We start from the raw sequence: 26,050 nt of genomic DNA, 5'->3' as shown, positions 1-26,050 counted from the left end.
TGCATCAAGCACGGATGTGGCGGATGCGCTCGCGCCACTGGCGCGCGTTGGCGACGATCGCCGCCGTGTCCATGCCAACCAGTTCGCGCTGGACCAGCTTGGGCTGGCCGGCAATCCAGACATCACTGACCTGGTGGCGGCCGGCGGCGTAGACAAGCTGCGAGAGCACATGGTGGAGCGGCTGGGTTTCCAGCGCGGACAGGTCCACGCAGACCAGGTCGGCCTGCTTGCCCACCTCGATCGACCCGATGCGGTCGCCAAAGCCCAGCGCGCGTGCACCGCCCAGGGTGGCCGCGCGCAGCGTGGTGGCCGCGTCCAGCGCGGTGGCATCGTTGGCCACGGCCTTGGCGAGGATCGCTGCGGTGCGGTTCTCGCTGAACATGTCCAGATCGTTGTTGCTGGCGCAACCGTCGGTGCCGATCGCCAGGTTCACGCCGGCGCGCTGCAGGGCGCAGGCCGGACAGAACCCGGAGGCCAGCTTGAGGTTGGATTCGGGGCAATGCACCACGCTGACGCCACGCTCGGCGCACAGGTGGATCTCGGCCTCGGTGAGCTGGGTCATGTGCACCGCGATCAGGCGGTCGTTGACCAGGCCCAGGCGGTCCAGGCGCGCCAGCGGGCGCTGGCCGTGCAGCTTGATCGAATCGCTGATTTCCTGCGCGGTTTCATGCGTGTGCAGGTGGACCTGCATGTCCAGCTGGTCGGACAGCATGCGCACGCGCTCGAAATTGGCGTCGTTGACGGTGTACGGCGCGTGCGGCGCGAACGAGGTGCCGATCAGCGGATCGTTGCGCCACTGGTCGTGCAGCTCGCCGGCCTTGGCGAAGTACTCGTCGTCGGTCTTTGCCCAGGCAGTAGGGAAATCGATGATCACCGCGCCAACCAGGGCGCGGAAGCCATGCTGCTTGTAGACGGCCGCCTGGACGTCGGAGAAGAAGTAGTTTTCGTTGGCGCAGGTGGTGCCGCCACGCAGCATCTCGGCGATCGCCAGCGTGGTGCCGTCGGCCACGAACTCCGGCCCGATCACCGCCGCTTCCACCGGCCAGATGTGCTGCTGCAGCCACACCATCAGCGGCAGGTCGTCGGCGACGCCGCGCAGCAGGGTCATCGGGTTGTGGGTGTGCGCGTTGACCAGGCCCGGCATCAGCGCCGCGTCCGGGCGTGACACGGTCTGCATCGGCGCGAAGCGCGCACGCGCCTCGGCACGCGGCAGGATCGCGATGATCTCGCTGCCACGGATGGCCACGGCATGGTCTTCCAGCACCACCGCATGCGGCTCGATCGGGACCACGTAACCGGCTTCGATCAGCAGGTCACAGGCTTCGGGAATGCGTGCGGTGTCGGTCATGCGGGCTCGCTGAGGCAGGGGGGATGCAGCGGAGGGGCGGCGGTGTGCCGGCGACACGCCGGGGACATGCCGTCTGTAGAGCCGGCCGTTGGTCGGCTGCCGTTCGCGACGCGCGTTCAGACCCCGCCACCAGCAGCCGACCAACGGTCGGCTCTACCCGTATCCGATCGTTGGTCGTGGGCAACAGCCGACCAGCGGTCGGCTCTGCCGTCATCCGACCGTGGGTCGGATTACTTGCCGGCGCGTGCGGAGTATTCACCCGAGCGGGTGTCGACCTTGATGATTTCATCCTGGTTGACGAACAGCGGCACGCGGACCACGGCGCCGGTTTCCAGGGTGGCCGGCTTGCCGCCACCGCCCGAGGTGTCGCCACGGACGCCCGGATCGGTTTCAGTGATCTTCAGTTCGACGAAGTTCGGCGGCTGGACGAAGATCGGCTCGCCATTCCACAGGGTGACGATGCAGGATTCCTCACCCTTGAGCCACTTGTCCGCGCCGCCCATGCCGGCCTTGGTGGCCTGGACCTGCTCGAACGACTCCGGGTCCATGAAGTGCCAGTACTCGCCGTCGGTGTACATGTAGTTCATGTTGGTGTCGACGACGTCGGCCTTTTCCACGTCATCGGTGGCCTTCATGGTCATTTCGACCACGCGGCCCGACTTGATGAAGCGGTACTTCATGCGGGTGAAGGCCTGGCCCTTGCCCGGCTTGACGTACTCGGTCTCGGTGATGACCGCCGGTTCATTGTTGACCAGGATCTTCATCCCGTTCTTGACATCGTTCATGCCAACAGTGGCCATGCTGAAACTCCTGAATGGGCAAACGCCGCGCAGGCGCGGCGAGCCGGATAGAATGGAAAACCCACCGGCACCGGTGGGGTGACTCGTTTTTCTGACCGACATGATAACCGCAGGCCCCCATTCCATGCAGCTTTCCGCCACGCCCCTGCCCACCCCCGTGCGCTGGCAACAGCTCTGGCGCGAGGCGGTCCGCGACCCGCGGCAGCTGCTGGCGCAGCTTGACCTCGACCCGGCCGGGCTGCCCCTTTCGGCCGAGGCGGCCAGCCAGTTCGCGCTGCGCGTGCCGCAGGGCTTCATCGCCCGGATGCGCCCGGGCGACCGTCACGACCCGCTGCTGCGGCAGGTGCTGCCGGTCACCGATGAAATGCAGGTAGTACCGGGCTTCAGCCTGGATGCGGTGGGCGACGGGCTGGCCAGAAAGGCCACCGGGGTGATCCAGAAGTACCGCGGCCGGGCCCTGCTGGTGACCACCGGCAGCTGTGCGATCAACTGCCGCTACTGCTTCCGCCGCCACTTCGACTACGGCACCGAGAATGCCGCCAGAGAGGGCTGGCGCGAGGCGGTGGACGCCATCGCGCAGGACCCGGACATCGACGAGGTGATCCTGTCCGGCGGCGACCCGCTGTCACTGGCCACCCACAAGCTGGAAGAGCTGACCCAGGCCCTGGCGCGGATTCCGCACCTGCGCCGTCTGCGCATCCACAGCCGGCTGCCGGTGGTGCTGCCCGAACGGGTGGACGACGCCCTGGTGCAGTGGATCGCCGCCCTGCCCTGGCCGGTGGCATTTGTGATCCATGCCAACCATGCCAACGAGTTCGACGCCGCCGTGGACACGGCGATGGCCCGCCTGCGCGGCGCCGGCGCCACCCTGCTCAACCAGGCGGTGCTGCTGCGCGGGGTCAACGACTCCCTGCAGGCGCTGCAGGACCTGAGCGAACGCAGCTTCGCCGCCGGCGTGCTGCCGTACTACCTGTACCAGGTAGACCGGGTCGAAGGCGTGGCCCACTTCGAGGTACCGGACGACACCGCCAAGGCACTGCACGCCCAGCTCACCGCACGCCTGTCCGGCTACCTGGTCCCCAAACTGGTCCGCGAGATCGCCGGCGATTCCAGCAAACGCCCCGTCTAGGGGCGTGGGCGGGAATAAGGGGCATCGGCGGACAGGTGATGACTACTGGTCATCACGACGTCCACGTTACCGGCCCGCCTCGATCATCTGCACCACCTCGGTCGCGCTGACCGGGTGGCTCAGCCAGTAGCCCTGGCCCAGGTCGCAACCGCGCTGGCACAGCAGGTCGAACTGCACTTCCTGCTCGATGCCTTCGGCCACCACGGTGATGCCCAGCGCATGGGCCATCGCGATGATCGCCGTGGTCAGCGCCAGGTCGTCCGGATCGCGCTGCATGTCGGCAACGAAACTCTTGTCGATCTTGACCCCGTCCACCGGCACCTGGCGCAGGTGGCTGAGCCCGGAGAAGCCGGTGCCGAAGTCGTCCAGCCACACCTTCACGCCGGTGCGGTGGAGCTTGTCCAGCAGTGCGGCGGCCAGCATCTCGTCACCGATCACCGCCGTTTCGGTCAGCTCCAGATGCAGGCGCGAGGCGGGCAGGCCGGTATCGCGCAGGCAGTCGGCGACCAAGGTGGGCAGCTCGCCACCGCGCAGCTGGCGCGGCGACACGTTGACCGACACGAACAGGCCGTCACTGTCGGCACCGTGTGGCCACTGCACCGCCTCCATGCAGGCCGCACGCAGCACCTTGGGACCGATCACTTCGATCAGGCCGCTCTGCTCGGCCACTTCAATGAACACCGACGGCGGGATCGTGCCCAGCGTCGGGTGCTGCCAGCGCAGCAGGACTTCGACGCCCACCATGCGGCGGTCGCGGGTGCGGAAGATCGGCTGGTACACCAGCCGCAGCTCGCCGCGTTCCCAGGCGCCACGCAGCTCCTGCTCCATGTGCACGCGCCGCTCGACCGCGTGGTCCATGGCACGGCTGTAATAGCGATAGCAGTTCTTGCCGGCCATCTTGGCCTGGTACATCGCGATGTCGCCATTCTTCAGCAGCGTGGTCGCGTCGGCGGCATCGTCGGGGAACAGGGTCACACCGATGGAGGTACCCAGGAACAGCTCCCTGCCCTGCACCACCAGCGGCTTGCCCAGCTCGCGCACCAGGATCTCGGCCAGGTGGCGCGCGGTGGCCGCGACGTCGCCATCGCCGATCAGGATCACGAACTCATCGCCACCAAAGCGCGCCAGCAGGGCCTCGTCGCCACCGGCCTGCGTCACCGCCGCGCTGATGCGCTGGGCGAACTGCAGCAGGGCCTCGTCGCCGGCCTCATGACCGAGGGTGTCATTGACGCGCTTGAAGTCGTCGATGTCGGCAAACAGCAGCCCGAGCCGATGACCGGAGGCGCGCGCGGCCATCAGGCGGTGATCCAGCGCTTCGCGGAACGCCAGGCGGTTGGTCAGGCCGGTCAAGGCATCGGTATAGGCCATGTGCCGGACCTCGCGGTCGTGCCGGGCGATGGCCTCGCTCATCCGCCCGAACGCACGCACCAGCTCGCCGACCTCGTCCCTGCGCGAGCTTTCGCGCAGCTGCACCTGGTAGTCGCCCGCTTCGATCTGGCGCGCGGCGGCGGCCAGCCCGCGGATCGGGGTGACCAGGGTGCGCTGCACGTAGATGATCACCACCACGCCGATCCCCACCAGCAGGCCCAGCATCAGCAGCAGCCAGCCGAGGTGCCGCTTGCCCACCTGCTGCAGGCGGTCGCCGAGGGTCTGGTTGGCGCGTTGCTCCATCGCCTGCACGTCGTCCAGCGCCATGCCCACGCGGACACCGCCGATGCGCTGGTTGCCGATCATGATCGGCATCGCGTTGTCCAGCACCTTGGGCGACTCCTGCACCACCAGCTGGCGGGCGCCCTTGGCCCCTTCGGCCAGCGGGTCGGTCATGGCACGGCCGAAGCCCAGCACCTCCACCGATCCGTCATGGATCAGGCGGCCATCGGCGTCGAACACCAGCACATAACGCACCACCTGCTGCCGCGAGGTGTTGCGCACCAGCGCGCCGACCTGCTCCAGGTCGTTGTAGTAAAGCGGATTGGCCAGCGCATCGGAGAGCTCGCGCGCCAGAGCCTCGCCACGACTGCGTACGCTGCGGTCGAACAGACCGTGGATCACGCTGCCGCTGAGGTGCTTGACCTCATCCTGCATGGTGGCCTGGCGCCCCAGCACGACCGCCACGATCGCCACCACCACCAGCATGGCACCGCTCATCGCCAGCACGAAACGTGCCTGCATTCCGGAACCCAACGGCCTCATTCCACTTCCATCCGCACGCGTGCCCAACCCTGTTTCAATTCATCCAGCCGGTGCTGCATCTGCGCATCCACCCGATGGAACCCGGACGTACCAAAGAACTTTTCCAGCGCATCCTGCGCGTGTGGATCCGATGCTGCATCCAGCAGCACCTGCTGCAGGCGGTCACGCACCTGCGGGTCCAGACCGGCGCGCACCATTTCCACGCCGCGCGGATACGGCTCGGTACGGTGGATGACCCGGAAATCGCGCCGGAAGACCGGTGGAACGCGCTTGTCGTCCCCCCAGTCCACGCTGCTGACCGCCCCGGCATCGACCAGCCCCTTGTGCACCAGGGTGGCGATGTTCAGCTCGGACCGCGCGAACACGTAACCCACCGTATCGGGCGCGGCCGTGTCGTTTGCCGAGTGCAGTATCTCCGGGGTCATGCCGTGTTCGAGCAGGGTCATCACCGGGACCAGGTACGCACTGGTGGACGCCACGTTCTGCAGGGCCACGGTGCGCCCGGTCAGGTCTTCCAGGGTGCGGACCGGGCTGTCCCGGCGCACGAAGAACACGGTGTGGTACTCGCGCACCCCGCTGCGCTCGGTCAGCAGCAACGGCTGTGCGCCGCTGCGCATGCCCAGCGCGACGGCGGTGCCGGAGGTCTCTGTCACCCAGTCCACGCGGCCGCGGCGCAGGTAGCTGCCCATGCGCTGCGAGTCGCTGGCCATCAGAATGCGGCCTTCGGTGATGCCCACATCCCGCATGCGCGGCACGACGTAGTCCAGCAGGGGCTGCAGCTGCGCATAGTGTGACTTGGGATCATCGCTTATCCGTCCCAGCACCAGTACGTTGGACGGCCCCGCCGATGCCGGACCGACCGCCAGAGCGATGGCCAGACACAGCAGTCCCCCCTGCAGCAGCCATCGCAGTACTGACACGCGTCATTGCTCCCCCGAGATATCGAAACAGCGTACCCGAAAAAGTGAGAACTGCGTCAGATCATTGAGGCTTGCCTGCGGCCAGGCGTGCCATCCGCTGCGCATCGGACAGGATGCCGCGCAGCAGGCGCACTTCCTGTTCGCTCAGTTCGGTGCGCAGGAACAGCCGGCGCAGTTTGCGCATCGCCGATTCGGGCGCGCGGCCCTTGTGGAAGTCGATGTCGTCCAGGGTGTCGCCGAGCTGGCCGAACAGGCCCTCGACCTGGGCATGGCTGGCCGGCTCCTCGCGGAAGCCCGGCTCGGCCGGCGCGGCGGCGCTGACGCCCCCCAGGCTGGCCATCCTCAGCTCATAGGCCAGCACCTGCACGGCGGCCGCCAGGTTCAGGGAACTGAAGTCGGGGTTGGAGGGAATATGCACGGCCAGGTGGCAGAGCTGCAGCTCTTCGTTGGTCAGGCCGGTACGCTCGCGGCCGAATACAAAGGCCACTTCGGCCGGCTCGGCGGCCTTGGCCAGGGCGCGCTGCGCGGCAACGCCCGGCAGCAGCTCCTCCAACTGGACCCGGCGCGCACGTGCGGTGCAGCCGAGCACCAGCCGGCAATCGGCCACGGCGTCGGCCAGGGTGGCGACCACCGGGGCGTCGCCGAGGACGTCCTCGGCGCCGGCCGAGCGCCGGAAGGCCTCTTCGTTGAGGGGCTTTTCAGGGGCCACCAGCACCAGGCGGCCCAGGCCCATAGTCTTCATGGCGCGCGCGGCGGCCCCCATGTTGCCGGGGTGCTGGGTGCCGACGAGGACGAATCGGATGCGGGACGGAGCGGTTTCAATGGACATGAACAGGCCAGACGCGAGCAGGACAGCCACAAATGGTAAACTGTGCGACCGGCCTCTGCGCCGGGACCGCTCTTTTCCCCCGCCAAACCCCATCTCTGCCTTTACGGGAGCTTTTCGCCATGCAGAAACCCGCCGTCACCGTCATGGTCAAGGCCGCCCGCCTCGCCGGCAACGTCCTGTTGCGCAACATCAACAAGCTCGAGGCGTTGAACGTCGTGCAGAAGGGGCGCATGGACTATGCCAGTGAAGTCGATGCGGACGCGGAAAAGGTCATCGTCAAGGAACTCAAGCGCGCCTATCCCGAGTACGGGATCATGGGCGAGGAAGGTGGCGTGCAGGGCGTCAACCGTTACATGTGGGTCATCGACCCGCTGGACGGCACCAGCAACTACCTGCGCGGCTTCCCGCACTACTGTGTGTCCATCGCCCTGGTCGAGAACGGCGAGCCGATCGACGCGGTGATCTTCGACCCGCTCCGCAATGAACTGTTCACCGCCAGCCGCGGCGCCGGCGCGGTCTTCAACGACCGCCGCATCCGCGTGGCCGACCGCAAGGACCTGGCCGGCGCGATGATCCACACCGGTTTCGCCCCGCGCGAGCGCGCGCGCAGCAGCGCCCAGCTGAAAGCCGTGGATGCGCTGCTGGTGCACGCCGAGGACATCCGCCGCACCGGTTCGGCGGCGCTGGACCTGGCCTACGTGGCCTGTGGCCGTGCCGATGCGTACTTCGAAGCCGGTGTGAAGGCCTGGGACATCGCCGCCGGCGTTCTGCTGGTCCGCGAGGCCGGCGGCCGGGTCTGCGACTTCAAGGGTGCCACCCCGGCCCGCATGGACAGCCGTGGTCCGGAGACCCAGCAGATCGTGGCCGGCAACGTGAAGAACACCGAGATCCTGCAGAAGGTGCTGGTGAACACGGGCTACGCTGCCGAGTTCGACGCGAAGTTCTGATCGACTGCACCGGCACCCGCCCGGAAACGGCGCCCTCTGGGCGCCGTTTCTGTCTGGGCGTACCTGAAAGACGCGACCCGCCCAGCATCCTCGATCCTCGGCTGGGCAGGACGGCGTGGTCAGTGGGTCGGTGGCGGAACACGGGTGGGCCCCGTAGGGACCCGTCGGTCGTCTCCCGCTGCGACGCAAACGAAACGCCCGGCCAGGGCCGGGCGTTTCGGGGGGCAGTGCCGTCCGGGATCAGGCGACGGTGCTGTTGGCGGCCTTCAGGGCAGCGATGCGCTCGTCCAGCGGCGGGTGGCTCATGAACAGCTTGCGGGCCGTGGAGCCGGCGATGCCGAAGGCCGCGATCTGGGTCGGCAGGGTGCTCTGGCCGTGGTTGAGCTTGAGGCGTTCCAGCGCGGCGATCATCTTCTGACGGCCGGCCAGGTTGGCACCGCCGGCGTCGGCGCGGAATTCGCGGTGGCGCGAGAACCACATCGAGATCATCGTGGCGAACAGGCCGAACACCATCTCCAGCACGAACACGATGATGTAGTAGGCGAAGCCACGGCCGCCGCCTTCGCGGTTGCCCGACAGCGCGCTGTCGATGACACCACCGACCACGCGGGCCAGCACGATCACGAAGGTGTTCAGCACGCCCTGCAGCAGCGCCATCGTGATCATGTCGCCGTTGGCCACGTGCGCGATTTCGTGGCCCAGCACGGCCTCGGCCTCGTCTTCGCTCATGTTGTGCAGCAGGCCGGTGGACACCGCCACCAGGGCCTTGTTGCGGTTGGCGCCAGTGGCGAACGCGTTGATCTCCGGGCCGTCGTAGACCGCCACTTCCGGCATGCCGATGCCGGCGGCACGGGCTTGGCGTTCCACCGTGGCCAGCAGCCAGCGCTCGGTCGGGTTGCGCGGCTCGGTGATCACCACCGCGCCGGTGGAGCGCTTGGCCATCCACTTGGAAAGCAGCAGCGAAATGAACGAACCGCCGAAGCCGAAGATGGCCGCCATCACCAGCAGGCCGCTCATCTGGTTGGGGTTGACCCCCAGCACCGACATCACGATACCGGCCAGGATCAGCACCGCGAGGTTGGTCAGAAGAAAGAGGGCAATGCGACTGAACATGGGAAAGGGACGCTTTGAAGAGGGATTTGACTGCAAATCTGCGGTGCCTTCATGTTGAATTCAAGTCGGAAACTGACCGACGATTCATAGTTCATGTCCATGACTCCCTACGTCGGGCGTTTCGCCCCCTCCCCCACCGGCCCGCTGCACCCCGGCTCCGTGCTTGCCGCGCTGGGCAGCTGGCTGCTCGCGCGGCACGCCGGCGGGCAATGGCTGGTACGGGTGGAGGATGTCGACCCGCCGCGCACCGTGCCCGGAGCCGTTGCCGGGCAACTGGCCACGCTGGCCGCCTTCGGACTGCACAGCGATGGCCCGGTCCTGCACCAGAGTCAGCGGGACGCTGCCTACCAGGCCGCGCTCGCGCAGCTGCTGGACGCCGGCCTGGCCTTCGCCTGCCATTGCAGCCGCCGCGATCTGGCCGACCAGGGCGGCATCCACCATCACTGCGTCCCACGTCCTCCGCGCGCCCAGCCGGCCATCCGCCTGCGTGTCGCACCCGGCACGGTGGTGAGCTTCAACGACGGCCTGCGCGGCCCGATCCGCCAGGACGTGCATGCCGACGTCGGCGACGTGGTGCTGCGCCGCGCCGATGGCTACTGGGCCTACCAGCTGGCAGTGGTGGTCGATGACGGCGCGCAGGGCATCACCGATATCGTGCGCGGGGCCGACCTGCTCGATTCCACCCCGCGCCAGATCCTGCTGCAGCAGGCGCTCGGCCTGCCCACCCCGCGCTACCTGCACCTGCCGCTGCTGCTCGATGCCGATGGCCGCAAGCTGTCCAAATCCACGGCCGCCGCGCCGGTGGATGCCGTCAACCCGCTGCCGGCCCTGCGCCAGGCCTGGGCCGCGCTGGGCCAGGACCCGGGAGCGCTGGCGACGGTCGATGAGGCCGGCGACGCCCTGCGCGCCGCCCGCGCAGCGTTCGACCCGCGCCGCCTGTCACCGGTCGACATTCCGCTCCGCCCCGCCGCGCCGTGACCGCCCCCTTTTTTTTGCGGTTGTTGCAGAATCCCCTTCCCCCCTTTGCTGGCCCTGCCGTTCGGAGTAGCTGCTCATGACATCTCGCGTCGCACTGGTCACCGGTGGCACCGGCGGCATCGGCACCGCCATCTGCCAGCGCCTGGCCGACCAGGGCCATCGGGTCGCCACCAACTACCGCGACCAGGCCAAGGCCGACGCCTGGCGGGAGATGATGCTGGCGCGCGGCTGCGACGTGGCGCTCTTCCGTGGCGACGTCTCCAATCCGGACACGGCCGAGGCGATGGTGCAGTCGGTCGAGGCCGCGCTGGGCCCGGTGGAGATCCTCATCAACAACGCCGGCATCACCCGCGACACCACCTTCCACCGCATGCGCGCCGAGCAGTGGCATGACGTCATCAACACCAACCTCAACTCGGTGTTCAACGTCACCCGCCCGGTGATCGAAGGCATGCGTCGCCGGGGCTGGGGCCGGGTCATCCAGATCAGTTCGATCAACGGTCTGAAGGGCCAGTACGGCCAGGCGAACTACGCCGCCGCGAAGGCCGGCATGCACGGGTTCACCATCTCGCTGGCGCGCGAGAATGCCGGCTTCGGCATCACCGTCAACACCATCTCGCCCGGCTATGTGGCCACCGACATGGTGATGGCGGTACCGGACGAAGTGCGCGCCAAGATCATCGCCGACATTCCGACCGGCCGCCTCGGCAAGCCCGAGGAAATCGCCTATGCGGTGGCCTTCCTGGTGGCCGAGGAAGCGGCCTGGATCACCGGTTCGAACCTGGACATCAACGGCGGCCACCATATGGGCTGGTGAGTGCGCCGCCGGGCATCGCCCGGCGCACGCGCCAATGCTGCACCCCTCGAGATTCCATGCTGCGCAACATGAATCGGCCCGGATACCCCGCCGCATGGGCCTTCCGGCGGTTGCATAGGCTGCTGCACTGCGCCATGCTGCGCGCCTACTGTGACGAGTGATTGCTTCATGGCTGCGACCCGCATTATCAAGAAGTATCCCAACCGCCGTCTCTACGACACTGAAATTTCGAGCTACATCACCATCGAAGACGTCCGCCAGCTGATCCTGGATGGCGAGGACTTCGAAGTCCGCGACGCCAAGAGCGGCGACGATCTGACCCGTTCGGTGCTGCTGCAGATCATCGCCGACCAGGAACAGGACGGCGAACCGATGCTGTCCACCCAGCTGCTGAGCCAGTTGATCCGCTTCTACGGCGATTCGCTGCAGGGCTTCATGGGCAATTACCTGGAGCGCAGCATGCAGGTGTTCCTGGACCAGCAGCAGCAGTTCCGCCAGCAGATGGGCAACCTGCTCGGCCAGACGCCGTGGGCGATGATGAACCAGCTGACCGAGCGCAACCTGGAGCTGTGGCAGGACTTCCAGCGCAACATGGGCACCGGCTTCGGCGGGCGTCCGGGTGGCACCGGTACCGGCCCCGCGGCGGGCGGCGGCACCGCCGGCGGCGCACGCAAGCCCGATGCACCGTCCACCCCGGGCACCGGCAAGACGCGCCGCTGATCCACCGCGCGTCCGGCTCCGCAACGACAAACGGCGCAGCCCTCGGGCCGCGCCGTTTTCGCAGGTGCTGCGCGCAGACTCAGCGCTTGGGCTTGGCGCAGCCCGTGCAGATCCGCTCCACCGTGTAGCCTTTGGCGCGCAGCTTCTCGACCACGCCGTCGTTGCCCAGCAGGTGCAGGGTGCCCACCACCACCAGCGTACCGCCCTGCCCGGCCTGCAGGTGCTGCTGCAGCTTGGGCACCCAAGCGTCATTGCGGTCGGTATTGATGCGCTTGTACAACTGCGGGTACTGGCCGCGCATCTGCGTGGCCATCGAATTCCACAGCAGCTTGTCGTCGCCGCGGCGCCAGGCATCGTGCAGCTTGCGCCCGTCCTCGTCACCCTTGTCGGCCTGTTCCAGCGCCTCGGCGACCATCTGCTGCTGCTCCTGCGCCGACATCCCCGACAACACTGCGATCTGGGTGTCGATGTCTTCCAGGCCGGCGGTGGCTTTGCCCGAGGCAGCTGCCTGGGTCATGAAGTGGCGGTCCAGACCGAGCTTCGGGTCCAGGCCCATCTTGGTGAACTGACTGAGGGTGATGGTCAGCCCGACGAACCACGGCTTCATGCCCTGCAGCTGCGCCAGCGGCAGGTTGTTGTCGCGCGCATAGGCCTGCAGCCGCGTCCAGGTGGGCGCATCGAGGTCGCGCTTGAGCTCGCTGCCATCGGTACGCACCGCCGCCTGCACCATCTTCTGTGCCAGCTGCGGCGACTCCATGTCCTGCGGCGACAGCTCGAACACCACGCGCTGCGCGTCGGCGAACGCGCGGTCCACGTCCGCCGAGAGCGGGTAGTCGCCGGGGCGCAGCAGGTGGAAGGAGCCCAGCAGATAGACACGGCTGTCGCCGGGGCCGGTGACCTTCCACAACAGCGGCACCGGGGCGGCCGCCTTTGCCGCCGGTTTTGCAGCCGGGGCGGCAGCGCGGGCCTGCGCGGGCATGCCGAACGACAGGCCGGCGGCGATCAGCAACGGGAACAGGCAACGGGACAACATGCGCATGGGTTCAACCCTCTCCTTCGGGTGCGTGATAAGCCTTCTCACCGGCGTCAACGCGCAGATCGAGGCGGTTTTCAGGGGGTGTCAGCGGACAGGTGGCGAACGGTGTGAACGCGCACGGCGGGTTGTAGGCGTGGTTGAAATCCAGCACGACCCGGCCTTGGGCATCGGGCGCGTCCGTGTCCAGGTAGCGACCCGCCGGGTAACTGCCGTGGCCGCTGGTGCGGTCACCGAAGATCACAAACAGCGGCCCCCCCGGTTCTCCGATGGCCTCCAGCCGGTAGGTGGCGCCATCGCGCTCGAACTCCAACGCGCCGGCGTTGGGCATGGCGGTGGTCAGGCCGGTGATGTCCACGATCGACAGCGTTTTACCCGCCGGGTGCGGAACGAAGCGGGCCTGCACCTTCCATGACGGGCCGCCGGGCCAGTACAGCAGGCCGGTGAAGCCGGTGCGCGAGGCAGCATCGGCATGTTTGACGCGCAGCGCGAAACGCTCGCCCCGATGGATCAGGCTCAGGTGGCCCTTGCCGCCATCGAAGGCGATCACGGTCGGGGTTGCATCACGATCGCTGAAGAAGCGGATGCGCCCGTGCACCGGTGCCCCGTCCACGGTGAGCGCTACGCCACGTTCGGGCGTGAACCAGACCTGGTCCCCCGTTCGCGCCACCATGCCCAGCTTGTCCGGCCCCACGGCAAGGCGGATGCCACTGCCCGGACCACGGCCGATGTAATGCGCCTTGTGCTCCAGCCAGTGCAGGCCGACCAGGGTCGTCCAGCCATCGGCGGCCACCAGGTCGGTGTAACGCTGCTGGCGCCACTGCTGCTGCTCGGCCGCGAAGGCTGGATCGGTCGCCATCGCCACCGGCGCATCCGCCGCCTTGTCCCCGCAGCCTCCGAACACGATCACCATGCAGGCCAGTGCGACCTGCCTTCCCCACTTCCCCATGTCTGTCCCCTTCAACGTCCGCGCAGGAACCAGCGGTCGATTTCCGCCAGCGAAAAACGGGCCCAGGTCGGCCGGCCGTGGTTGCACTGGCCGGAACGCTCGGTGATTTCCATGTCGCGCAGCAGCGCGTTCATTTCCGGCACCGTGAGCCGTCGGTTGGCGCGCACGGCACCGTGACAGGCCATCGTCGACAGCAGTTCGTCGCGTGCGCTGGCGATGCGCCGGCTCTGGCCGTGCTCACGCAGGTCGGTGAGCACATCGCGCAGCAGGCCTTCGGGTTCGGCGTTGGCCAGCAGCGCCGGAATGCTGCGCACATGCAGCGAGCCCGGTCCCGACCGGGTGATCTCAAAGCCCAGCGCCACCAGCGTGTCCGCCTCGCGCTCGGCGGTATCGGCATCGCGCTCGCCCACCGCCAGGGTGATCGGCACCAGCAGCGGTTGCGCGTGCAGCCCGATGCCGTCGTGCGCGGTCTTCAGCCGCTCGTAGCCGATGCGCTCATGGGCGGCGTGCATGTCCACCACGATCAGGCCTTCGGCGTTCTCGGCCAGGATGTAGATGCCGTGCAGCTGCGCGATGGCGTACCCCAACGGCGGCACGCCGCTGTCGGCGGAGGTCGCCGGCAGCCCGGACTGGCCCGGCACCGGCATCGACGCGGGTGCGGCGTCATCGTCGGCGCGCGGCTGCGCATACAGCGCGGCATAGGCCGAGGGCGCGTCGGCCACGCGCAGGCCCAACGGCGACTGTTGCGGCCGCCATTGGCCGCCCCCCATCCCGCCACCACCGCCCGCCCCGCCGGCCAACGCGTAACCGCCGGTCGCTGCAGCGCCGCTCTGTCCTGCCTGCATCTCCATCGGCGCGGCGATGCCTGCACCTGCCTCGATGCCGACGGCGGTCATGCCGGCCCGGGTCTCGGCCAGCGCGTCCTTCAGGGTGCGGTAGACGAAATCGTGGATGAGGCGCGAATCGCGGAAACGCACCTCGTGCTTGGCCGGGTGCACATTGACGTCAACGCGGGTCGGGTCCAGCTCCAGGAACAGCACGTAGGCCGGCTGCCGACCGTGGAACAGCACGTCGCCATAGGCCATCTTCACCGCATGGGCGACGCTGCGGTCACGCACCGACCGGCCATTGACGTACAGGTACTGCTGATCGGTACTGGCCCGCGAGTAATGCGGCTGCGCGATCCAGCCGTGCAGGCGCAGGCCGGCACCGCTGTGGTCCACGCGCAGCGCCTGGGCCGCGAAGTCGTCGCCGAGCGTCTCGCCCAGGCGCGCATCGGAATACAGGTCGCCGGGCTTGTAGCGTCGCGACGGTTTGCCGTTGTGTGAAACACGCAACTCCACGTCCGGGCGGGCCAGCGCCAACGACCGCAACCATTCTTCGATATGGCCCAGTTCGGTGCGTTCGGCGCGCAGGAACTTGCGTCGGGCGGGCACGTTGTAGAACAGCTCACGCACTTCCACCGTGGTACCGGGTGCATGCGCGCGCGGGGTGACCTCCCCGAGTTTGCCGCCCTCGATCTGCAACGCCGAGCCGTGTGCGTCACCGGGGCGTCGCGAGGACAGGGTGAAGCGGCTGACCGAGGCGATCGACGGCAACGCTTCGCCACGGAAACCCAGCGTGGCCACCGCTTCGAGATCGTCCAGGCTGGCGATCTTGCTGGTGGCGTGCCGGGAGACGGCCAGCGGCAGCTCTTCGGGAGCGATGCCACCGCCGTCGTCGCGGATCCGGATCAGGCGCACGCCACCTTCTTCCAGGTCGATGTCCACGCGTGTGGCGCCGGCATCGAGCGCGTTTTCCACCAGTTCCTTGACCACCGAGGCCGGTCGTTCGACGACCTCGCCTGCAGCGATCTGATTGATGAGGATGTCGGGAAGTTGGCGGATGGTCATGCGTGAATGATAGCGGCATCCGTGCAGCCGGCCAGAGGCCGGCTCTACGGGTGAATCGAAACCCGCCTTTGGCGCTGAGGTTAGCCGGCCAGAGGCCGGCTCTACGGGCAAATAAAAACCCGCCTTTGGCGGGTTTTTATTTGCTTCCCCCGGCGACAGTGCCGGCGGCGTCGATTTCGGCCTGGGCGCGTGCGGCGTACAGGGTGCCGGGCGGAGGCTGGCGGCTGAAGAAGGTGTGCACGCCGTCGAGCACGGCCCCGGCGATCTGGCGCTGGTAGGCCGGATCGATCAGGCGCCGTTCCTCGTCCGGGTTGGAGATGAAGGCCGTTTCCACCAGCATCGCCGGCATGTCGGAGGTGCGCAGCACCGCGAAGTTGGCGCGCTCGATGTTCGGCTTGTGGTTCTTGCCGATCCGCTTCAACCCGCCCAGCACGTGCCCGGCCGCGTCTTCGGAGGCTTTCATGTAACCGCTCTGGGCCAGGTCCAGCAACACGTTCGCCAGGGTGCCCTCGGTCTGCTGCAGGCGCACGCCACCGACCAGATCGGCGGCGTTTTCCTTGTCCGCCAGCCAGCGGGCGCGCTGCGAGGACGCGCCTTTGGTGGACAGCACGTACACCGACGACCCGGTGGCCGCGCGGTTCTCGGCCGCGTCGGCATGGATCGAGATGAAGATGTCGGCCTTGGCGGCGCGGGCCTTCTGCGCACGCATCGGCAACGGGATGAACACATCGGTGTCGCGGGTCAGGAACGCCTTCAGGCCCGGCGTGGCATTGACCTGCCGCGCCAGTTCGCGCGCGACGGCCAGGGTGATGTCCTTTTCGCGCTTGCCGGTCGGGCCGACCGCGCCGGGGTCCTGCCCACCGTGACCAGGATCGATGGCGACCACCAGGGTGCGCATGCCCGGACGCATCTTCATCCGCGACGCATCGCTGGGCATCGCCGGACGCGGGGCCTCGGCCGCGGTCGTGGAGGCCGGTACCGGCGCGGGAGCCGGCGCTGCCACCACGGCTGCAGTGGGCTGGCCTGCGAGGATCGCTGCCGGCGAGGCAGAGTTGCTGGCGGCGTTGGCGCTGCCCGCGGCGGCCACGTTGGCCGTAGCCGTGGTCGGGGCGGGGGTCGGCAGCGGCGCAGCCGCAGTAGCGCTGGCCTGCTGTCGCACCGAGGCGGTCAGCAGCGCGGTGGCGCGGGCGGCATCGTTGCGCGCCTGGGCGCTGTCTGCCGGCGTCGGTGCAGGCGTCTGCGCGACTGCCGTCGGCGCAGCCGAGGAGGCCGGCGTGGCGGTCGATGCGGGAACGGTCGCGGTCGGCGCCGCGCTGGCCGGTGTGCTGGCCACGTTCGTGCCGCCATCGCCCGGCCATTCGATCACCAGCGTCGACTCATTGCCCTGCCTGCGCATCTGCGGCCTGGACGGCGCCACCGACTCGGCCAGGTCGAACACCACCCGGAACGTGCCGGGAACCGGCTGGCCAGTGCGCACGGCCGTCACCACGCCCTTCGGCGTGGGCAGCCTGAGGTTGCGGATGGCCGTGGAGTCGGGGAAATCGACCACCAGGCGGTTCGGGCCGGCCAGGGTGAGGGTCTTGTAGCCGCCGCTGCCGGACAGCGCGATTTCCGCGCGGGTGCCGGTGGCGCCCGTGTCCAGCGCCACCTGGCGGATCTCGCCCGCCCACGCCACGGCGCTCGCCAGACAGAGTCCGACGACGGCGCAGAGGGCAGTGAGTGGTTTCCCCATTGGCATGGGTCAGGATTCAATCACCGCGCTGAATGAAATGCAACTCCTTTTCCCTTAATAATCCGTAACCTGCCGGATTTTCCTAGTGTCAGCCGACAGAAAGGGCCTGCAAGTCACCCCCTTGGGGAAGGCGATCGAGCCATTCACGGCCCGCGGCGCTGTCCGCGCGGAGCCGCACGCGACGCCCCTGCCCCTCGATCTCCAGCGCCACCACCAGGTCGGTGGGCGGCAGGGCGCCAGCGCCCCGTTCCGGCCATTCGACCAGCCACAGCGACGCGCTGCCCTCGTCGAGCCCGAGGAAATCCAGCTCTCCGGCGTGGCCGATACGGTAGAGGTCCAGATGCCAGGCCTCGTGCCCATCGGCCAGCGGATACCGCTCCACCAGCGTGTACGTCGGGCTGCGGATCGGGCCCTGTACCCCCAGCGCGCGCAGCAGCGCGCGGGCGAGCGTCGACTTGCCGGCCCCCAGGTCGCCCTGCAGCTGCACCACGGCCTGCGCCGGGCGGGTGGCCGCGAGCCACTGCCCGAGCAGGTCGGTGTCGGCGGGTTCGGCGAGGAAAAACGTGATCATGCGGGGCGGTCCGGATTGACGAAGCGGCGCAGCGGCGCCAGAAGATCGGTGGGCAGCAGGCCACGCTGGCCTTCGGCGGCGGCGGCGTCGCCGGCCAGGGCATGCAGCAGCGCGCCGGTGCTGGCCGCGTCGAACGCCCCCAACCCCTGCGCGCGCAGTGCCGCGATCACGCCGGTCAGCAGGTCTCCCATGCCTCCGACGGCCATGCCGGGATTGCCGGCGGCAATCACCCGCGGGCGGGCGTGCGGCGCGGCGACCAGCGTGCCGGCCCCCTTCAGCACCACCACGGTCTGGTAGCGCTGGGCGAGCGCCTGTACGGCGGCGAAGCGGTCGCCCTGCACCTCGGCGGTGCTGCAGCCGAGCAGCCGCGCGGCTTCGCCCGGGTGCGGGGTCAGCACGGCATCGGGCAGCGGCTGCGGTGACTGCGCCAGCAGATTCAAGGCATCCGCATCGACCACCAGCGGACGGCCGGCGCCAAGCACCTGCCGCCACAGTTCGTGGGCCCAGTCGTCCTGACCCAGTCCCGGGCCGATCGCAATCACGCCGGACTGCGGCAGCAACCCGGACAGATCCTGGGCGTCCTCAACCGCGTGCACCATCGCTTCGGGCAGGCGCGACAGCAGCGCGGTGACATGCGCCTGGCGGGTGGCCACACGGACCAGCCCGGCGCCACTGCGCAGGGCCGCCTCGCTGGACAGCATCACCGCGCCACCGCTGCCAAGGTTGCCGCCCACGCACAGGACCTGCCCGGATTCGCCCTTGTGGGTGTTGGCGCGACGGGGCGCCAGCAGCGCGCGCACGCGTTCGTGGTGCCAGCGCGACGCCGATGCGACCACGTCCCGGGCGCTGCCCTCGGGCAGCTGCAGCGGTGCCAGTCGGCGCTCGCCGACATGTTCCAGCGCATCGCCGGTGTACAGGCCCTGGTGGCACACAATGAACTGCAGGGTCACAGCAGCCCGCACGGCTACGCCCGGCACCGCGCCGGTGCGCGCATCCACGCCGCTGGGCACATCCAGTGCCAGCACCGGGGCCGTCTCCTGGTTGAGTGCGGCGATGCGTGCCGCGGCGGCCGCCTCCGGCGCGCGATCCAGTCCGATCCCGAACAGTGCGTCCACCCAGACATCCATCGAGGGCAGCGGCCCGTCGCCGGCCAGCACATCCCCCCCCTGCGCCAGGAAGGCCGCCTGTGCGCGCTGGGCCAGCGCCGTGGCCGGTGCGTCGCCAGGCAGGTGCAGCACCTGCACGTGGCGGCCGGACTGCCGCGCCAGCGCCGCCAGCACGTAGCCGTCGCCACCGTTGTTGCCGCGCCCGGCCAGCACGCCGATGCGCTGGGCCTGCGGCCAGTGCTCCAGCAGGCATTGCCAGGCGGCCAGCCCGGCCTGGTCCATCAGCGAAGCGCCACCGTCGCCCAGCAGCGCACTGGCCTGGGCATCGATGCGGCGGGCGGCAGGGGTGTCGAAGAGTTCAGCGAGTTCAAGCATGACGGGATTCTATACTTGCCCCCTGATGTCCGCCGTCCCCGCCCCTGTCCCGCTCGACCCCGCCCTGGCCGCCCACCGGCTGCGCGCCCTTGCGCGGGCGCACGGATTCCAGCGCTGCGGGGTGGCCGGCATCGAGCTGGGCGAGGATGAGGCGCACCTCGCCGACTGGCTCGGCAAAGGCCTGTACGGAACCATGCAGTGGATGGCCCGCCACGGCACGCTGCGCGCGCGCCCCGCCGAACTGCTGCCCGGCACCGTGCGGGTGATCTCGGTGGGCATGGACTATGGCCACAAGGACGATGCCCAGGCCTGGGACACCCTGCACGATGGCGACCGCGCCTACGTGGCGCGCTACGCGCTGGGCCGCGACTACCACAAGCTGATGCGCAACCGGCTGCAGAAGTTCGCCGATGCCCTCGCCGCCGAGATCGGTCCGTTCGGCTACCGGGTGTTCGTCGATTCGGCGCCGGTGCTGGAGCGCGCGCTGGCGCGCAATGCCGGGCTGGGCTGGATCGGCAAGCACACCTGCCTGATCGACCGCCAGGGCGGCTCGTGGTTCTTCCTCGGCGAGATCTACGTCGATCTGCCGCTGCCGGTGGACACGCCCGCGACTGCGCACTGCGGCACCTGCACGCGCTGCATCGATGTGTGTCCCACCCAGGCGATCATCGCGCCGCAGCGCCTGGATGCGCGGCGCTGCATCTCCTACCTGACCATCGAGCACGAGGGTGCCATTCCCGAGCCGATGCGCCCGCTGATGGGCAACCGCATCTACGGGTGCGACGACTGCCAGCTGGTGTGCCCCTGGAACAAATTCGCCCGGCGTACCGACGAGCCCGATTTCCGCGCCCGCAACGATCTGGACACCGCCTCGCTGGCGCAGCTGTTCGCCTGGGAGGAAGACGAGTTCCTGCGGCGTACCGAAGGCAGCCCCATCCGCCGCAGCGGCCACGAGCGCTGGCTGCGCAACATCGCCGTGGCGCTCGGCAACGCGCCCACCCATGCCGACACCCTCGCCGCGCTGCACGCGCGTCGCGCGCATCCGTCAGCCATCGTGCGTGAACACGTGGAATGGGCGCTGCAGCAGCACGCCGGGCGCGACGCCGCGGGATGAAGCACGCGCGCCAACGTGCGACCATGCCTCCCCGTTCGTACCGTTCTATCCCCTCATGGACCGCAGCGCGCAGATCCTCACGCCCAGCCAGCTCAACATCCTGGCCCGCGACCTGCTGGAAGGCGCTTTCCCGCTGATCTGGGTGGAAGCCGAACTCGGCAGCGTCACCCGCCCGGCGTCCGGCCACATGTACGTCACGCTCAAGGATGCGCGCGCGCAGATCCGCGCCGCGCTGTTCAAGCCGAAGAGCCAGTGGCTGAAGTTCATCCCGCGCGAAGGCATGCGCGTGCTGGCCCGCGGCCGGTTGACCCTGTACGAAGCGCGTGGCGAGTACCAGCTGGTGCTGGACCACATGGAGGAAGCCGGCGAAGGCGCCCTGCGCCGCGCGTACGAACAGCTCAAGGCGCGCCTGGAAGCCGAAGGCCTGTTCGCGCCCGAGCGCAAGCGCGCCCTGCCCGCCCACGTGCGCCGTCTGGCGGTGATCACCTCGCCCACCGGCGCAGCCGTACGCGACGTGCTGAGCGTGCTGGAACGGCGCTTCCCGCTGCTGGAGGTGGACCTGCTGCCAAGCCTGGTGCAGGGCGACAGTGCCGCCGCGCAGATCACCGCGCTGCTGCGCGGCGCCGACACCAGCGGCCGCTACGACGTGATCCTGCTCACCCGCGGTGGCGGCTCGCTGGAGGATCTGTGGGCGTTCAACGACGAGCAGCTGGCCCGTGCCATCGCCGCCTGCACCACCCCGGTGGTCTCGGCGGTCGGCCACGAAACCGACTTCAGCCTGGCCGATTTCGCCGCCGACCTGCGCGCGCCCACCCCCTCCGTCGCCGCCGAACTGCTGGTGCCCGACCAGCGCGACCTGGCGCTGCACCTGCGCCGCCTGGACGCGCGCCTGGCGCAACTGCAACGCCATGCGCTGGGCCAGGCCATGCAACGCACCGACCGCGCCCTGCTGCGCCTCAACGCGCAGAGCCCGCAGGCCCGCCTGCAGCTGCTGCGGCGGCGCCAGCAGGACGCGGCGCGGCACCTGGCCGCCCTGTGGCAGCAGTTGCATGAGCGCCGCCTGGCGCGGCTTCGCCATGCCGCGGCGGTGCTGCGCAACGGTCACCCGCAGCGTCGCCTGGATGCACTACGGGAACGGCTGCAGCGTCTGCAGCCACGTGCCGATAGCGCCATCGCGCGTCACCTGCAACGTGATGGCCTGCGCCTGCGTGCCCTCGCCCGTTCAATGGAAGCGGTCAGCCCGCTGGCCACGGTGACACGCGGTTACGCCATCCTGACCCGCGAGGACGATGGCAGCCTGGTGCGGTCCCCGCTGCAGGTCCGTCCCGGCGACACGCTCACGGCGCGCTTGCAGGACGGGGCGATCCAGGTCGTGGTGAAAGACCCCGCCCGCTGAGGCAGCGTGCCGGCGATGCGTGCCGGCAGTGGCCAGGTCAGCCCGCGCTCTCGCAGAAGCGCTTGCGGTACTCCATCGCCTTGGGCATCAGCGCCTGCAGGTTCTGGATGCGCGTGCCTGGGTTGGGATGGGTGGAGGAGAACTCCGGCGGTGCCTGCCCGCTGCTCTGGCCCATCCGCTCCCACAGTGGAATCGCTTCGCGCGGGTCGAAGCAGGCGGCGGCCGCCAGCATCAGGCCCACTTCGTCGGCCTGGGTCTCGTGGCTGCGTGCATACGGCAGCAGGTAGCCGTAGCCCATCGCCGACATCACCATCTGTTGCTGCTGCGGGTCCATGCCGCTGGCCGCGCCGGCCATCTGTCCGATCTGGGTCAGCTTCTGCTGGGCCATGCGCTGTGCCCCGTGACGCAGCAGCGCGTGGGCAATCTCGTGCCCCATCACCACCGCCATCGCATCGGTGGTGCGCGCCACCGGGATCAATCCGGTGTACACCGCCATCTTGCCGCCCGGCAGGCAGAACGCATTGGCCTGATCGGACTGGATGACGTTCACCTCCCACTCGAAGTCGCGGGAGAAATGCGCCGGCTTTAGCCCATGCTCCTCGGCAAGCGCGGTTTCCACCACGTCGACCTTGTTGATCAGGCGCTGGGCGATCGCACGCACATCGCGGGACACCTGCAGGTTCGGATCGACCGGGCGCTCCTGCGCCAGGATCTGCTGGTAGGCCTGCAGCCCCAGCGCCTTCTCCTGAGTGGCATCGAGCGAGCTGTCGATCAGCACGCTTTCCCCGGTATAGGGATCCACCGCACGGTTGGAGAACCAGTAGAAGGCGGCGTAGCCGGCGAACGCCAGCAGCACCCACCAGCGGATGTTGCCGAACAATCCCGGTCGCCGGGCCCGGCCCTGCTGCTGACCGCCAAATGGATCGTTGCGCATGCTCGTGGTTCCTGGTGGGTCCGGGGCACGCCGCCCCGCGCCCGCCCATCCTAGATCGCTCAGATGCCGCGCACCAGCCGGAAGCCGATGCGGGCGCTGGTGGTGTCCGAGTCCTGCGACTGCCGCCACGCCGCGCGGGTCTGCTCGGGCGCGTTGGCCCAGTTGCCGCCGCGGATCACGCGCTGGCGGCAGCCCGGGTTGAACCAGGCCACGCCGTCGGACGGCGCGCGCCGATAGCTGGCATGCCAGCAGTCGGCAACCCACTCGCTGAGATTGCCGGCGATGTCGTGAACGCCCCAGGCGTTGGGTTCGAAGGTCGCCACGGGCGCCGGGCCCCAATATCCGTCGCCATAGCCGACAAAGGCGTTGTACCAGCGGCGCCCGGACGGCGAAACGTCCTTGCCACCGGTGAAGTTGCCCGCGCGCGGCGGCGGCGTGCCGGCGTCGCCCCAGGGGTAGCGACCACTGCTGCCCGCGCGCAGCACGTACTCGAACTCGGCTTCGCTCGGCAGCCGGTAGGAACGGCCGGTCTGCTCGGACAGCCAGGCGGCGTAGTGCTCGGCATCACGCACACTCACATGCATCACAGGCAGGGTGGCGATTGCCGGGGCGCCGCTGTAGTCCGACTGCCAGTCCACGCCGCTGCGGCGCATGAAGTTGCCGCTGCGCTCGTCATACACGATCGAATGGCCGCGCCGGGTCGCGCGCGGGCGCGCCTTGGTCGCCTCCACATAGCGGCGGAAGTCGGCGACCGTCACCTCGGTGATCGACAGGGCAAAGCCGCGCTCGAACCGCACATAGTGGGAGGGCTTTTCGGCATCGGTGGCGCCAGGCTCGCTGTCGCCCGCGCCCATCTGGAAGCCGCCATGCGGCACGACGATCATCTGCGGGCCGCGCCCGCCGTCACGCAGCGCATCGCTGAACACCTGGCGCGGCCGGAAGCTGCCGTAATGGGTGACCAGTTCGATCCGCTCACGCAACTGCACCACCACCGGGTCGCCCGGCAGGGCGATCCGCAGCGCATCCTCCAGCTTCTGCCGCGCCGGCTTGAGCCCCTGCGGCGTGGCCAGGTCGCGCAGACCTTCATCGCGCAGGCGGACCAGCGTCTCGGCGCGGATGCGCTCGATCCGTTCAAACGCGTCGGCAATGGTGATCGAGGAATCGCGCACCTTGGCCGCTTCGGCCAGCCAGGTGCCGGCGGTGCTGAAATCGGTGGCGCGCGCGGCGTCCTCGGCGCGCCGGATCAAGGCGCTTTCCGCTGCCGCCAGCCCTTGGCGTGCCCGCGCGTTGTCCGGGTCCAGGGCCAGGGCCTCACGGAAGTTGGGAATCGCGCCATCGCCATCTTCACCGATGCGCCCGGCACGCAGGTCATCCTCGCCGGCCCGGTTGTAGGCGAGCACCCGCTGCGCCTTCTCAACGCGCGTCTGCAACTGGCGCACCTTGGGGTCCTCCGGAGCCAGGGTCAGCAGCACCAGCGCCATGTCACCGGCCTCGGCCAGCGCCTCGCGCTGCTTCAGCGGCCGGGCCAGCAGGGCGGTCGCCTCGTCCAGCAGGCGGTGTCGCGCACGCGTCAGCCCGGCCTGCGCCTGGCGATCGCCGGGATTGTGCTGCAACAGGCCCAGCCAGATCGGAATCGCATCGGCGGACGTGGCGTACAGCCGCCCCTGCTCGAATGCCTGCGTCGCCTCGCGATGCGCCTTGGCCACGCCCTGCGCGTCGATCACGACCGGCGGCGGCTCCCAGCGCTGCACGGTTTCGGCCGCGTCCTCGCCCCCGATGGTGACCTGCGCCGCCACCGGTCCACGCACGGCAGGCGCCGGCCCGGTTCCCGCCGCAGGCGGCGTGGCAGCCGGCGGCGTCGAGGGCGAGCAGCCACTGGCCATCCCCAGCGTCAGGGCCAGCAACAACGGCAATGTGCCGGACGATCGCAAATTCGGTTCCCTGCCGCCTGATGGTTCAGGGCCTCATCATACTGGCGCGGCCGTGCAGGGGTGCATCGCGCTATCCTCCCCACCCTGAGCAGACCCTGCAGTCGATGGAACCCCACGTGGCTTACTGGATCAAAACCCCGGCGGAACTGGACGAGCGCTACCGCCAGCGCCCCACCCGCATCGGCCTGGATACCGAATTCATCCGCGAGCGCACTTACTGGCCGCAACTGGCCCTGGTGCAGATGGCGGTCGGTGATGACATCCTGCTGATCGATCCGCTGATCCCCGGCATGACCGAAGCGCTGGCCCCCTGGCTGACCGACACGTCGATCCTCAAGATCATGCACAGCGCCAGCGAAGATCTGGTCACCTTCAAAGTGGCCTGCGGGGTGCTGCCGCGGCCGCTGTTCGACACCCAGATCGGTGCGGCACTGGCCGGCATCGGCGGCGGAATGGGTTACCAGAAGCTGGTCAACGCGATCACCGGCGTCACCCTGGCCAAGGGCGAGACCCGGTCGGACTGGATGCGGCGCCCGCTCTCCGACGCGCAGCTGGAATACGCCGCCGATGACGTGGAGTACCTGTTCGCGCTGCACGACGCGATCGACGCCCGGCTGGGCGAACTCGATCGTCGCCAGTGGCTGCAGGACGATGCCGAGCGCCTGCTCGCCAGCGTCGAGCACGACGAAGAGCGCTGGCCGCATGTGGCCATGCGCTCGGCGCAGTTCATGGATACGCCCGCGCAGATGCGCCTGCTGCGGCTGCTGCGCTGGCGCGATGTGCAGGCACGCGTCAGCGACAAGCCGCGCAGCTGGATTCTCGACAACGAACTGGCCGCTGTACTCGCGCGCACGCCGCCGGCCGATGTCGATGCGCTCGGCGCCCTGATGGAGGGCTTCCCCAAGGCGCCGCGCAAGCTGGCCGCACAGGTCTGGCAGGCGCTGGTCACGCCGTTGGATGACGAGGCCGAGGCACCGTTGGCACTGCCGGCCAACGACACCAACAAGCAGGCGCTCAAGCGCCTGCAGGATGCGGTCGCCGCACGCACGGCCGAGCTGGGCCTGCCCGACGGCGTGCTGGCCTCGCGCAAGCATCTGGAAAGCTATCTGGAGAGCCGCCAGTGGCCTGCTGCATTGGCCGGCTGGCGCCAGGCGCAGCTGGAACCGGCGCTGGCTCCGCTGCTGCCGGCAGGCTGACCCCTCTACACGTCTGCGTGTCGGCAT

The 26,050-nt window shown here is 69.1% G+C and carries 22 protein-coding genes; 8 read left to right on the top strand and 14 right to left on the bottom strand.

Annotation, left to right across the window (positions count from 1 at the left end; all coding sequences use genetic code 11):
* Positions 1 to 4: 4 nt before the first annotated feature.
* Together ACPEH8_RS05780 and efp are read right to left on the bottom strand one after the other, a co-directional pair.
* Positions 5 to 1,348, bottom strand: coding sequence for a TRZ/ATZ family hydrolase (locus tag ACPEH8_RS05780; protein ID WP_017354966.1), 1,344 nt, complete (start codon positions 1,346 to 1,348; stop codon positions 5 to 7).
* 230 nt (positions 1,349 to 1,578) lie between these two features.
* A complete protein-coding gene (gene efp, locus ACPEH8_RS05775; protein WP_017354967.1) occupies positions 1,579 to 2,148 on the bottom strand; it encodes an elongation factor P in 570 nt (189 codons plus the stop codon).
* Between the two features lie 124 nt (positions 2,149 to 2,272).
* Here efp and epmB point away from each other — a divergent pair, with 124 nt between their 5' ends.
* On the top strand, positions 2,273 to 3,277 hold the full coding sequence (gene epmB / locus ACPEH8_RS05770) for an EF-P beta-lysylation protein EpmB (protein WP_136003250.1): 1,005 nt from the start codon (positions 2,273 to 2,275) through the stop codon (positions 3,275 to 3,277).
* Positions 3,278 to 3,343: 66 nt separating this feature from the next.
* Here epmB and ACPEH8_RS05765 read toward each other — a convergent pair whose 3' ends face one another.
* The 3 genes from ACPEH8_RS05765 to ACPEH8_RS05755 all read right to left on the bottom strand — a co-directional run bounded on the left by ACPEH8_RS05765 (position 3,344) and on the right by ACPEH8_RS05755 (position 7,219).
* Positions 3,344 to 5,470, bottom strand: a complete 2,127-nt coding sequence (locus ACPEH8_RS05765) for a putative bifunctional diguanylate cyclase/phosphodiesterase (protein ID WP_136003249.1) — start codon at positions 5,468 to 5,470, stop codon at positions 3,344 to 3,346.
* Positions 5,467 to 6,390 (bottom strand): phosphate/phosphite/phosphonate ABC transporter substrate-binding protein, encoded by a 924-nt coding sequence (locus ACPEH8_RS05760; protein ID WP_017354970.1) that lies wholly within the window; start codon positions 6,388 to 6,390, stop codon positions 5,467 to 5,469. The genes ACPEH8_RS05765 and ACPEH8_RS05760 overlap by 4 nt, the downstream gene beginning before the upstream one ends.
* A gap of 61 nt (positions 6,391 to 6,451) precedes the next feature.
* Entirely contained in the window at positions 6,452 to 7,219 is a 768-nt protein-coding gene (locus ACPEH8_RS05755; protein WP_017354971.1) for an RNA methyltransferase, read from the bottom strand.
* A gap of 119 nt (positions 7,220 to 7,338) precedes the next feature.
* Between ACPEH8_RS05755 and ACPEH8_RS05750 the strand changes: the two genes are divergently transcribed.
* Positions 7,339 to 8,166, top strand: coding sequence for an inositol monophosphatase family protein (locus ACPEH8_RS05750; protein ID WP_017354972.1), 828 nt, complete (start codon positions 7,339 to 7,341; stop codon positions 8,164 to 8,166).
* 240 nt (positions 8,167 to 8,406) lie between these two features.
* Here the strand turns inward: ACPEH8_RS05750 and htpX are convergent, their stop codons facing one another.
* Positions 8,407 to 9,279 (bottom strand): protease HtpX, encoded by an 873-nt coding sequence (gene htpX, locus ACPEH8_RS05745; RefSeq protein ID WP_017354973.1) that lies wholly within the window; start codon positions 9,277 to 9,279, stop codon positions 8,407 to 8,409.
* 93 nt (positions 9,280 to 9,372) lie between these two features.
* Between htpX and gluQRS the strand changes: the two genes are divergently transcribed.
* The 3 genes from gluQRS to phaR all read left to right on the top strand — a co-directional run bounded on the left by gluQRS (position 9,373) and on the right by phaR (position 11,794).
* The gene (gluQRS, locus tag ACPEH8_RS05740; protein WP_153165163.1) at positions 9,373 to 10,257 is read left to right on the top strand and encodes a tRNA glutamyl-Q(34) synthetase GluQRS; all 885 of its coding nucleotides are present in this window, start codon (positions 9,373 to 9,375) and stop codon (positions 10,255 to 10,257) included.
* Positions 10,258 to 10,333: 76 nt separating this feature from the next.
* A complete protein-coding gene (gene phbB / locus ACPEH8_RS05735) occupies positions 10,334 to 11,074 on the top strand; it encodes an acetoacetyl-CoA reductase (RefSeq protein WP_017354975.1) in 741 nt (246 codons plus the stop codon).
* A 168-nt stretch (positions 11,075 to 11,242) separates the two neighbouring features.
* Positions 11,243 to 11,794 carry a polyhydroxyalkanoate synthesis repressor PhaR gene (gene phaR / locus ACPEH8_RS05730; RefSeq protein WP_136003247.1) on the top strand — a complete coding sequence of 184 codons (552 nt, stop codon included), beginning with the start codon at positions 11,243 to 11,245 and terminating at the stop codon, positions 11,792 to 11,794.
* A gap of 79 nt (positions 11,795 to 11,873) precedes the next feature.
* Here phaR and ACPEH8_RS05725 read toward each other — a convergent pair whose 3' ends face one another.
* The 6 genes from ACPEH8_RS05725 to ACPEH8_RS05700 all read right to left on the bottom strand — a co-directional run bounded on the left by ACPEH8_RS05725 (position 11,874) and on the right by ACPEH8_RS05700 (position 19,452).
* Complete coding sequence (locus ACPEH8_RS05725; RefSeq protein WP_051008666.1) at positions 11,874 to 12,827, bottom strand: TraB/GumN family protein; 954 nt, start codon at positions 12,825 to 12,827, stop codon at positions 11,874 to 11,876.
* 10 nt (positions 12,828 to 12,837) lie between these two features.
* Positions 12,838 to 13,740, bottom strand: a complete 903-nt coding sequence (locus ACPEH8_RS05720; protein WP_017357616.1) for a DUF1684 domain-containing protein — start codon at positions 13,738 to 13,740, stop codon at positions 12,838 to 12,840.
* A 47-nt stretch (positions 13,741 to 13,787) separates the two neighbouring features.
* The gene (gene mutL / locus ACPEH8_RS05715) at positions 13,788 to 15,668 is read right to left on the bottom strand and encodes a DNA mismatch repair endonuclease MutL (protein WP_017357615.1); all 1,881 of its coding nucleotides are present in this window, start codon (positions 15,666 to 15,668) and stop codon (positions 13,788 to 13,790) included.
* 136 nt (positions 15,669 to 15,804) lie between these two features.
* Entirely contained in the window at positions 15,805 to 17,406 is a 1,602-nt protein-coding gene (locus ACPEH8_RS05710) for an N-acetylmuramoyl-L-alanine amidase (protein WP_423666245.1), read from the bottom strand.
* 82 nt (positions 17,407 to 17,488) lie between these two features.
* On the bottom strand, positions 17,489 to 17,971 hold the full coding sequence (tsaE, locus tag ACPEH8_RS05705; RefSeq protein ID WP_136003244.1) for a tRNA (adenosine(37)-N6)-threonylcarbamoyltransferase complex ATPase subunit type 1 TsaE: 483 nt from the start codon (positions 17,969 to 17,971) through the stop codon (positions 17,489 to 17,491).
* On the bottom strand, positions 17,968 to 19,452 hold the full coding sequence (locus tag ACPEH8_RS05700; protein ID WP_423666243.1) for an NAD(P)H-hydrate dehydratase: 1,485 nt from the start codon (positions 19,450 to 19,452) through the stop codon (positions 17,968 to 17,970). Before ACPEH8_RS05700 ends, tsaE begins: the two co-directional genes overlap by 4 nt.
* 25 nt (positions 19,453 to 19,477) lie before the next feature.
* Here ACPEH8_RS05700 and queG point away from each other — a divergent pair, with 25 nt between their 5' ends.
* Together queG and xseA are read left to right on the top strand one after the other, a co-directional pair.
* Positions 19,478 to 20,566 carry a tRNA epoxyqueuosine(34) reductase QueG gene (gene queG, locus ACPEH8_RS05695; RefSeq protein ID WP_136003242.1) on the top strand — a complete coding sequence of 363 codons (1,089 nt, stop codon included), beginning with the start codon at positions 19,478 to 19,480 and terminating at the stop codon, positions 20,564 to 20,566.
* A gap of 55 nt (positions 20,567 to 20,621) precedes the next feature.
* Complete coding sequence (xseA, locus tag ACPEH8_RS05690; RefSeq protein WP_423666241.1) at positions 20,622 to 21,962, top strand: exodeoxyribonuclease VII large subunit; 1,341 nt, start codon at positions 20,622 to 20,624, stop codon at positions 21,960 to 21,962.
* Positions 21,963 to 21,999: 37 nt separating this feature from the next.
* Here xseA and ACPEH8_RS05685 read toward each other — a convergent pair whose 3' ends face one another.
* Complete coding sequence (locus ACPEH8_RS05685; protein WP_153165166.1) at positions 22,000 to 22,896, bottom strand: M48 family metallopeptidase; 897 nt, start codon at positions 22,894 to 22,896, stop codon at positions 22,000 to 22,002.
* 59 nt (positions 22,897 to 22,955) lie between these two features.
* The gene (locus ACPEH8_RS05680; RefSeq protein ID WP_153165231.1) at positions 22,956 to 24,779 is read right to left on the bottom strand and encodes a formylglycine-generating enzyme family protein; all 1,824 of its coding nucleotides are present in this window, start codon (positions 24,777 to 24,779) and stop codon (positions 22,956 to 22,958) included.
* 164 nt (positions 24,780 to 24,943) lie between these two features.
* On the opposite strand from ACPEH8_RS05680, the gene rnd reads away from it, so the two are divergent.
* Entirely contained in the window at positions 24,944 to 26,023 is a 1,080-nt protein-coding gene (gene rnd / locus ACPEH8_RS05675) for a ribonuclease D (protein WP_153165167.1), read from the top strand.
* Positions 26,024 to 26,050 lie beyond the last annotated feature (27 nt).

Source organism: Stenotrophomonas sp. NPDC077461 (genome assembly GCF_049545475.1).
Lineage (GTDB): Bacteria > Pseudomonadota > Gammaproteobacteria > Xanthomonadales > Xanthomonadaceae > Stenotrophomonas > Stenotrophomonas nematodicola.
Note: the sequence above shows the minus strand (reverse complement) of the source record. Positions and strands in the feature narration are given on the sequence as shown.